Below are 8906 nucleotides of genomic sequence, written 5' to 3'. Positions count from 1 at the left end.
GAGGTCGTACCGCTTCAGCAACCCGCTCTTCTACGCGATCGCGGCCGTCGAGGTGCTGCTGCTCGTCGCCCTCGTGTGGGGCATCGTCGCCGCCACCGGGACCGACCGCGACGTCCAGAAGGGGCTGTTCCTGTCCTACCTCGTCACGACCGTCCTCATCCCGCCCGCCGCGGTGCTGTGGGGCGTGGGCGACCGGTCGCGCTGGGGGACGGGCGTCGTCGCGGTGGGCCTGTTCACGGTGTCGGTCATGCTGATCCGCACGCACCAGATCTGGGTGGGACATGGCTGAGCACGACACGCAGCACGGCTTCGGGCGCGCCCTGGTGGCCGTCTACGCCGTCTTCACGATCGCCGCGACGGCGCGGTCGGTCTACCAGCTCGTGACGAAGGCCGACGAGGCTCCCGTCGCGTACGCGCTCTCCGCCGTCGCCGGCGTCGTCTACGGCGTCGCCACGTGGGCGCTGGCCACCGCGAACCGGCGCGTCGCCACGGCGGCGATCGGCTTCGAGCTGGTGGGCGTGCTGGGGGTCGGCCTGCTGAGCCTCGTCGATCCCGATCTCTTCCCGGACGAGACGGTGTGGTCCGGCTTCGGCGCCGGATACGGCTACGTGCCGCTCGTCCTGCCGTTCATCGGCCTGTGGTGGCTGCGGCGCACGGCCCGGAAGCCCTGATCCCCGTGTCCCGCGCGTACGAGTTCCGCTCCGTGTGGGACGTGGCGGAGCCGCCCGACCGCCTCTGGACCACGCTGCAGGAGCTGCTCGAGCAGGACGACCCGATGCCGTGGTGGGACGCCGTCACCGTGACGGACCATCGCGACGACGCGATCGACCTCGTGGCGCGCAGCGCCTTCGGCTACCGGCTCCGGTTCACGGTGCACGACCTCGACCTGCAGCCGCCGCGCACGATGCGGTTCTCGTCGCGCGGCGACCTCGAGGGCTCGGCGCTGCTGACGTTCGCGCCGGCGGCTGCGGGGCGCACCCGGCTGACGATCGACTGGCACGTCGACGTCACGCGGCCGTGGATGGTGCGCAGCGAGCGCGTCCTGCGGCCCGCGTTCGAGGCCGCGCACGGGCTCGTCATGCGCTCGGGGGAGCGCCGGCTCAATCGGTGGCTGACGCGGCGAGGCTGACCACGTCGCCGATCACGGTGATCGCGGGGGAGCGGGCGTCGCGCGCGCGGTCCGCGATCGTGGCGAGCGTCCCGATGGTGGTGCGCTGGTCCGGAGCGAACCCGCGCTCGATGACCGCCACGGGCGTCTCGGGGTCGTGGCCCGCCGCGACGAGCTCCCGGGCGGTCGTGCGCAGGCGCTTGACGCCCATCAGCATCACGATCGTGTGGTCGCCGCGGTGCGGCAGCTCGCCGAGCTCCTCGTGGCCGGTGACGACCGAGAAGCCGCGCGCGACGCCACGGTGCGTGACAGGGATGCCGGCGGCCGCGCAGACGGCGATCGCGGACGTCACGCCCGGCACGACCTCGACCTCGACACCGGCCTCGCGGCACGCGATGAGCTCCTCGCCGCCGCGGCCGAAGACGTAGGGGTCGCCGCCCTTGAGCCGGACCACGACCTTGCCCTCGAGCGCCCGGTCCACGAGGAGCCGGTTGATCCGCTCCTGCGGGATGGGGTGGTGGTCGGGCTGCTTGCCGACGTCGATGACCTCGACGTCGGGCGCCAGCTCGGCCAGGGCGGACTGCGGGGCGAGCCGGTCGAAGACGACGACGTCGGCCTCGGCGAGCAGCCGGCGCCCGCGTGCCGTCATGAGTCCCGGATCGCCGGGCCCGCCGCCCACGAGCGCGACGAACCCGCGCGAGTGCGTGCGGTGGCGCAACGGCAGGTCACCCGTCTGCAGGGCCGTGGCGACCGCGTCGCGCAGACGCGCGGCCCGGCCGGCGTCGCCGCCGCCGCTCACCGCGATCGTCACGTCGTCGACGCGGGCGACGGCCGGGGTCCAGGCCGTGGCGTTCTCGGGATCGCCGCCCTTGAGGCAGAAGACGCGGGCCGCCTCGGCGTCCTTCGCCACCTGGTCGTCGACGGCCGGGGTGTCCGTGGCCGTCTGGACGAGCCAGGCGCCGTCGAGGTCGCCCGTGCGGTAGCCGCGCTCGTGCCACGTGATCGTGCCGCGGCCGATGGCCGAGGCGAGCGAGTCCGACACCTCGGGGGAGACGACGTGCACGTCGGCCCCGGCCTCGGCCAGCGAGAAGGCGCGCCGCGTCGCGACGTGGCCGCCGCCGACGACGAGCACGCGCCGCCCGGCGAGCCGCAGACCGAGAGGGAACTGCTGCGGGGTCGGCGAGCTCATGTGTGCAGGCCACACTCCGTCTTGTCGAGGCCCGCCCAGCGGCCCGCGCGCGGGTCCTCGCCCGGCGCGACCCGGCGGGTGCAGGGAGCGCAGCCGATCGACGGGTAGCCGTCGTTGAGCAGCGGGTTGAGGATCACGTCGTGCTCGTCGGCGTACGCGAGCAGCTGGTCGAAGGTCCAGTCGGCCAGCGGGTTGATCTTCACGAGGCCGTTCTTCTCGTCCCACGTGACGAAGGGCGTGTCGGCGCGCAGCGGGCTGTCCTCCCGGCGGACGCCGGTGACCCACGCCTCGTACTGGCCCAGCGTGCGCGTGAGCGGCTCGACCTTGCGCAGCGCGCAGCACAGCGCCGGATCGCGCTCGTAGAGGCGCTCGCCGTACTGGGCGTCCTGCTCGGCGACGGTCTGCGCGGGCATGACGTCCACGATCGTCAGCTGCATCGACGACTCGACGGCGTGACGCGTGCCGACGGTCTCGGCGAAGTGGTAGCCGGTCTCGAGGAAGAGCGTGTCGACCCAAGGGATGTGGCGGGCCACGACGTGCGGCAGCACCGCATCGGCCATCGAGCAGGCCACCGCCGTCAGGTGGCCGAACTCCTCGGCCGCCCACGCCAGGACGGCCTCGGTGTCGCCGTCGGCGAAGCGCACGGCCGCGGACTCGGCGATCTCGCGCAGCTCCTCGCGCGACCGGCGGGGCCGCGGATGGGCGGCCCGGGCGGCCAGATGCGCCTCGCGTTCGCGGGTGTGGGCCAGTTGGCGCTCGCGCCGCTCGGCCAGCGTGGGAGTGCTCACGATCTCGACACTAGTTCGATCGAGGAGACGTCCAGAACTCGTCCAACATGCGAACAATGCGAAGTCACGGCAGGGTGGAGTCGAACCGAACGAAGGGAGTCACCCCCATGTGGGACACCATCTTGTGGATTGCTGCACTGATCATCGGCATCTTCGGCATCATCCGTCTCGTCCAGCGCGACTTCGTGATGGGCGCCGTGCTCATCGTCATCGCCCTGCTGGTCGGGCCGGGCGGCGTCAGCCTGTTCACCTGACGCTGAGCGCCTAGGGTGGCGAACATGGTTCGCTACATCGACATCCATCCCGTCGACCCCCAGCAGCGCACCGTCGACCAGGCGGTCGCGCTGCTGCGGGGCGGCGGGTTGCTTGCTTATCCGACCGATTCGGGCTACGCCCTGGGGGCCCAGATCGGCAATGCCGAGGCGCTCGAGCGCATCCGCACCATCCGCCAGCTCGACGACAAGCACCACTTCACGCTGGTGTGCCGCGACTTCTCCCAGCTGGGACAGTTCGTGCACGTCGACAACGCCGTGTTCCGGGCCGTGAAGGCCGCGACGCCCGGGCCGTACACCTTCATCCTCCCCGGCACCCCCGAGGTCCCCAAGCGCCTGCTCCAGGCGAAGAAGAAGACCGTCGGCGTCCGGATCCCGCAGCACAAGGTCGCCCTCGCGCTCGTCGAGGCGCTCGGCGAGCCGCTGCTGTCGTCGACGCTGATCCTGCCCGGCGAGACCGAGCCCATGACGCAGGCGTGGCAGATCGCGGAGGAGCTCGACGGCCGCCTGGACGCCGTCGTGGACTCCGGCGACGAGGTGATCGGCGAGCCCACCACCGTCGTGGACCTGTCCGAGGGCTTCGCCGAGATCAGGCGCGTCGGCGCAGGCGATCCCACGCCCTTCGAGTGACGGACGGGCGCGGGGGAGCGGGGGTCCGGGCCGCATCCCGTACGGCGAACCGTGCGGCCCGGCGCTCGCGCCACGCGTCCACCTCGGCCTCGACGTCGCGCAGCGGCGTCACGACGGGCGGCCCGCCCTGCAGCTGACGTCGCGCGGCGACGATCCGGCGATTGAAGTCCTCCAGCGCGGTGCGCACGGCGTCCTCCGACCGCAGGCCGTCCAGCTCGTCCCGCAGCACCGCGTCGTCCTTGCGCAGCTGCAGCGCCTCGGGCAGGACGCCGGTGATGTTCTCGCGCTCGATGAACTGGCGCAGCCACCAGTCCGGGTCGCTACGCGTGTCGATGTGGCGGATCGGCTTGCCGGCCATGGGCAGGTCGTCGAACTCGCCCCGCGCCATCGCCGCACGGATCTGCTGGTCCACCCAGAGCGCCTGGTCCTCGGGACGGCGCTGCGGCCTCGACGCCTCGGCCTCGTCCCCGGCAGGCTCCGCATCCGGTCCCTGGCGGTACCGGGCGGCGCGATGGCGGGGATCGTCGGCCATGCTCCCGAGTCTACGTTTCGACGCGGAGCCGCACCCGGACACGCGATCCGTCCTCGCAGCCCTCGGCGACGCGCACCGCCTTCTTCACCGGGAGGACGAACGCGCGGGCCTCCTTGCTCGGGAAGATCGAGGTGCGCCACGTGCTGGAGCCGATCGTCACCTCGACCTTCACCGAGCCGAAGCCCGCCTTGAGGGCGGTGCGGTCGTCGATGTCGTCGGAGACGTCGTCCGGGAGCGTGAGGAAGTGCCACGCGCCGTCGTCACGCCAGCGCCACACGGTGGACTCGAACTCGTACACGGGTCGAGCCTGCCGCACGGCACCGTCAGAACGCGAACAGGGCGATCGGCTCCGACGTCGGCTCCTGCGTCTCGGGGTTGGTCTCCACGGTCACGCCCGCGGCCGACGCGGTGAGCGCGTCGCCCTCGAGCAGGACCGTGTTGTCCGGACCCTGGGGCATCGTCGCGGCCTTGACCATCTCGTCGCCCTGCTGCAGCCACACGACGTACGAGTGGCCCTTGGGCGCCGCCGGCATGTCCTTCGTGACGATGACGGCGCGACGCTGCGCGACCGAGCGGACGACCGTGGCGCTGGCACCGTCGTCGAACGTCTGGGTGACGCGCTGCGCCTCGGGATCCTTCAGGACACGGTCGGCGGCGGTGACCACCTGGCTCCGTCCGTCGTCGCGGAGCGACTCGGTGACGGCGTAGCCGACGCCTCCGGCGAGCAGCACGACCGCCGCTGCGGCGGCGACCAGCATGCGGGGATCGAAGCGACGCCTCGCGGGCGCCGGCGGATGCGGCGGGAGCTGGCGGACCTCGCTGATCGAGTCCAGCACGGACGAGCGCAGCGACGGCGGCGGCTCCTCGACGGTCAGCTCGCCGAACAGGGCGGCGGTCTCGCGCAGGCTGGCGACCTCGGCCTGGCAGGCCTCGCAGCCGGCCATGTGCCGCTCGAAGCTCTCGCGCTCGGTCTCGGAGACGGCGTCCAGAGCGTAGGCGCCCGAGAGGGCGTGCACGTCGCTCATCGCTCTGCTCCCATCGTGTCTCGTAGTCTGATCAGGCCGTCGCGGATGCGGGACTTGGCCGTGCCCACCGGTACGTCCAGCATGGCAGCCACCTCGGTGTGGGTACATCCTCGGAAGTAGGCCAGGTCGATCGCCTGGCGCTGCGTCTCGGTGAGACCGGCCATCGCGCGGCGCACGCGCTGGGCGTCCAGCCGGGCCTCGACGAGCTCGCTCGTCGTGTCGTGCTCGATCGTCGCGTTGCGGTGCGCGTGCTGCGTCTCGCGGGCGGTCGCGGCCTCGGCACTTCGGACGCGGTCCACGGCACGACGGTGCGCGATCGTCATGAGCCAGGAGAGCGCCGAGCCCCGCGCCGGGTCGAAGCGAGCGGCCTGGCGCCACACCTCGAGGTAGATCTCCTGGGTGACCTCCTCGCTCTGGGCCCGGTCCCGCACGATGCGCCGGACCAGTCCGTGGATGCGCGGGGACGTCTCGTCGTACAGCGCGGCGAAGGCCGCCTCGTCGCCGCGCCCGCATCGTCGCAGGGTGTCGGCGAGGCCCTCGGGCGGCGATTCCTCGCCGCCCGAGGGCACTGCTCGCAGGTGGTTCACGGCAGTTCGCCTCACTCGCTCGTGGATCAGGGCATCAGCACGGAGTCGACGACGTAGACCGTGGCGTTGGCGGTCGGCACGTTGCCGCAGATGACGTTCGCCTCGCCCACGGTGAACTCCTCGCCGGAACCCTCCACGGTGATGGTGTCACCCGCGAGCGTGGTGTGCTCGCCGGCGACGTCCTCGGGCGACAGCTTGCCCTCGACGACGTGGTGCGTCAGGACCGTCGTGAGCTGCTCCTTGTCCGCCAGCAGGGCGTTCAGGTCCTCCGCCGGGATCTTGGCGAACGCGTCGTCGGTGGGCGCGAAGACCGTCAGGGCCTCGGCGCCGTTGAGGGTGTCGACGAGGTCCGCGGCGGTGACGGCCTTGACGAGCGTCGTGAGCAGCGGGTTGTTCGAGGCGGCGGTGGCGACCGGGTCGTCCGCCATGCCCTCGACGGAGCCCTCACCGGAGGTCGGGACGGCCGAGCAGCCGGGACCGAACGGGCCGGAGGCCATCATGTCCTCGCTCGCCGAGGCGGAGGCGGACGGGGTGGAGTCGTTGCTCGACGAGGAGGTGTCGTCGCTGGAGCTGCAGGCGGCCAGGCCGATGGACATGACGATCGCGGCGGCAGCGGCGGCGGAGCGGCGGTGGATCAAGCGGTTCATGGTCGTGCCTCTCGGTGAGTCTGTGGTGATGGTGTCGATGAGTCATTCGGGGCCGGCGCCCATCCGGATGGGTGCTGTCAGCCGACGCGGACGACGATCTGCTGCAAACCGCTGGAACCGTCGGGAAAAGGCGTCGCGCGTTCCTCGGTCTGGAGCTCGCCGTCCACCGTCCTGGCACGCACGCGCAGGCTGTGGCGGCCGGGCTCGGCGTCCCAGGGGAGCCACCACTGGCGCCAGTAGTCGATCCCCGCGTCGGGGCCGAACCGGGCGGGCTGCCACGGGCCGTCGTCGATGCTGACCTCCACGGCGCCGATGCCGCGTCCCGGCGCCCATGCGACCCCCGCGACGACGACGCGCCCCGGCTCGACCGGGCGGGCGCCGCCCGGGGTGTCGATGCGCGAGGCGATCTTGATGGGGCCGTCGATCGCCCAGTCCCGCTCGGTCCAGTACGCCTGGTCGCGGTCGTAGGTCGTGACGGTCAGCCGGGTCAGCCACTTCGTCCCGCCCACGTAGCCGTAGAGCCCGGGGGTGATGAGCCGGGCCGGGAAGCCGTGGGCGCGGGGGAGGGGCACGCCGTTCATGCCGACGGCGACGATCATGTCCCGACCGTCCTGGGCCGCCGTCAGGGGCGTGCTGATGGTGAAGCCGTCGAACGCCGTGCTGAGGATCTGGTCGGCACCGTCCTGCACGCCGGCCCGCTCCAGCAGGTCCGCGACGCGCACGCCGAGCCAGCGGGCCCCGCCGACGTACGGGCCGCCGACCTCGTTGGATACGCAGGCCATCGTGATGTCGCGCTCGATCATCGGCAGGTCGAGCAGCTCGGCGAAGGTGAGCTCGTACGGGCGGTCGACCATGCCGTCGATGCGCAGCGTCCACGAGTCGTGGTCGACGACGGGCGTCGTGAGGTTGACGTCCACACGGTAGAAGTCCTCGTTCGCGACCTGGAACGGCGTGATGCCACGGAACTGCGCCTCCAGCCCGCGTCGAACGGGCGGCAGGGGACTGCGGGGGCGGGGGAGCACGACGTCGGTCACCTCGCGGGCCCGCTGGACGACCCACTGCCCGAGCACGCCGGCCAGTGCGGCCACCCCCAGCACGGCGCCGGAGAGCCGCAGGAACCGGCGGCGGCCCCCGGCGTCGACGGGCGGGGAGGCGACCGTCGTCAGGCGCCTCAGGACGACGAGCGCCACCACGGCGGTGGCCAGCGACGGCAGGACGTCGACCGGTCGCGCGGCGGGTCGCGCGAGCGCTGCCCAGCCCGCGGCGCCGACCAGGACGAGCACCACGGCCGCGCCCCCGGGGAAGGAGCGGCGCGCCAGGACGCCGCCGACCGCGGCCAGCAGGAGCGTCACGACCAGCACGGTCCCGAGCAGGACGGGCTTGTCGGCGTTGCCGAGCGTCTCGACGGCCCATTGCTTGAGCGGGGTGGGCGTCTGGTCGACGACGGTGCTGCCGACGGCCAGCACGGGGGAGGCGGACGGGGTCGTCAGCGCGGCCACGAGGTGGCCGGCGGCCAGTCCCGCGGCGGCGGAGACGAGGCCCGCGGCCGCCCCGAGGGCGAGTGAGTGGCGATTCATGAGGGGGATTCGTCGCGGACGGCCGGATGGATGGCACGAGGACATGAGACATCTCTCATCTTCGCCTCACGGCCTGTTCATGTCGGCGCAGGACGGTGGGGACACCTGAACCGATCGAAGGAGCGCACGATGAAGACCACGCCTCTCGCCCTCGCCGTCGCCGGGGGAGTCCTGCTCGCCGGCCTTCCCGCCATGGCGTCCGCCGACGACGACGGACCGCGCCGCGACGTGAACCGCACCGGGAACCACACGGTGAAGAAGGGGACCGAGATCAACGGCAACGTGACGGTCCGCAACGGCCGCCTCGTGATCAACGGCGACGTCGACGGCAACGTCACCCTCCGCAACGGAAGCGTCGTCGTCCGTGGCGACGTGGACGGGAACGTGCGCCAGTTCGGCCGCGGATCCGTCGTCATCGCCGCCTCCGGCTCCGTGGACGGCAATGTCGCCGAGAAGGGCCGTGGGAACGTGGACGTCAGGGGAGACGTCGACGGGAACGTGACCGAGCTCGACCACGGCCACCTGCGGGTCCTCGCCTCGGCCGAGATCGA

General features: G+C 72.4%; 14 protein-coding genes. 6 read left to right on the top strand and 8 right to left on the bottom strand.

Annotated features, from left to right (window positions below):
- The 3 genes from AB3M81_RS18495 to AB3M81_RS18485 all read left to right on the top strand — a co-directional run.
- A partial coding sequence (locus tag AB3M81_RS18495; RefSeq protein ID WP_412905415.1) for a hypothetical protein occupies positions 1-289 on the top strand: 289 nt, incomplete at its 5' end.
- Positions 282-671: a hypothetical protein gene (locus tag AB3M81_RS18490; RefSeq protein WP_412905414.1), complete on the top strand. Its 390-nt coding sequence runs from the start codon at positions 282-284 to the stop codon at positions 669-671. The genes AB3M81_RS18495 and AB3M81_RS18490, both read left to right, overlap by 8 nt.
- Before the next feature lie 5 nt (positions 672-676).
- A complete protein-coding gene (locus AB3M81_RS18485; RefSeq protein ID WP_412905413.1) occupies positions 677-1129 on the top strand; it encodes an SRPBCC family protein in 453 nt (150 codons plus the stop codon).
- On the opposite strand, the gene cobA is transcribed toward AB3M81_RS18485, so the two are convergent.
- On the bottom strand, positions 1101-2297 hold the full coding sequence (cobA, locus tag AB3M81_RS18480) for a uroporphyrinogen-III C-methyltransferase (protein ID WP_412905412.1): 1197 nt from the start codon (positions 2295-2297) through the stop codon (positions 1101-1103). The genes AB3M81_RS18485 and cobA overlap by 29 nt on opposite strands.
- Positions 2294-3085, bottom strand: a complete 792-nt coding sequence (locus tag AB3M81_RS18475; protein ID WP_412905411.1) for a phosphoadenylyl-sulfate reductase — start codon at positions 3083-3085, stop codon at positions 2294-2296. The genes cobA and AB3M81_RS18475 overlap by 4 nt, the downstream gene beginning before the upstream one ends.
- 107 nt (positions 3086-3192) lie before the next feature.
- Between AB3M81_RS18475 and AB3M81_RS18470 the strand changes: the two genes are divergently transcribed.
- A complete protein-coding gene (locus AB3M81_RS18470) occupies positions 3193-3339 on the top strand; it encodes a GPGG-motif small membrane protein (protein WP_412905410.1) in 147 nt (48 codons plus the stop codon).
- Between the two features lie 24 nt (positions 3340-3363).
- Positions 3364-3987 carry an L-threonylcarbamoyladenylate synthase gene (locus AB3M81_RS18465; protein WP_412905409.1) on the top strand — a complete coding sequence of 208 codons (624 nt, stop codon included), beginning with the start codon at positions 3364-3366 and terminating at the stop codon, positions 3985-3987.
- On the opposite strand, the gene AB3M81_RS18460 is transcribed toward AB3M81_RS18465, so the two are convergent.
- The 6 genes from AB3M81_RS18460 to AB3M81_RS18435 form a co-directional block, all read right to left on the bottom strand.
- A complete protein-coding gene (locus AB3M81_RS18460) occupies positions 3947-4519 on the bottom strand; it encodes a DnaJ family domain-containing protein (RefSeq protein ID WP_412905408.1) in 573 nt (190 codons plus the stop codon). The two genes, AB3M81_RS18465 and AB3M81_RS18460, sit on opposite strands and share 41 nt — an antisense overlap.
- A gap of 10 nt (positions 4520-4529) precedes the next feature.
- On the bottom strand, positions 4530-4817 hold the full coding sequence (locus tag AB3M81_RS18455) for a DUF1905 domain-containing protein (RefSeq protein WP_412905407.1): 288 nt from the start codon (positions 4815-4817) through the stop codon (positions 4530-4532).
- Between the two features lie 25 nt (positions 4818-4842).
- Entirely contained in the window at positions 4843-5544 is a 702-nt protein-coding gene (locus AB3M81_RS18450) for an anti-sigma factor (protein WP_412905406.1), read from the bottom strand.
- Positions 5541-6131, bottom strand: a complete 591-nt coding sequence (sigK, locus tag AB3M81_RS18445) for an ECF RNA polymerase sigma factor SigK (protein ID WP_412905405.1) — start codon at positions 6129-6131, stop codon at positions 5541-5543. Before sigK ends, AB3M81_RS18450 begins: the two co-directional genes overlap by 4 nt.
- Positions 6132-6157: 26 nt before the next feature.
- Entirely contained in the window at positions 6158-6778 is a 621-nt protein-coding gene (locus tag AB3M81_RS18440; protein ID WP_412905404.1) for a fasciclin domain-containing protein, read from the bottom strand.
- 77 nt (positions 6779-6855) lie between these two features.
- On the bottom strand, positions 6856-8355 hold the full coding sequence (locus tag AB3M81_RS18435; protein WP_412905403.1) for a molybdopterin-dependent oxidoreductase: 1500 nt from the start codon (positions 8353-8355) through the stop codon (positions 6856-6858).
- A 129-nt stretch (positions 8356-8484) separates the two neighbouring features.
- Here AB3M81_RS18435 and AB3M81_RS18430 point away from each other — a divergent pair.
- The coding region (locus AB3M81_RS18430) for a bactofilin family protein (RefSeq protein WP_489671984.1) at positions 8485-8906 on the top strand (422 nt) is incomplete at its 3' end.

It is taken from the genome of Aeromicrobium jepli, from assembly GCF_047246605.1.
Taxonomy (GTDB): domain Bacteria; phylum Actinomycetota; class Actinomycetes; order Propionibacteriales; family Nocardioidaceae; genus Aeromicrobium.
The sequence above is the reverse complement of the archived record's forward strand: the minus strand, read 5'-3'. Positions and strand labels throughout refer to the sequence as shown.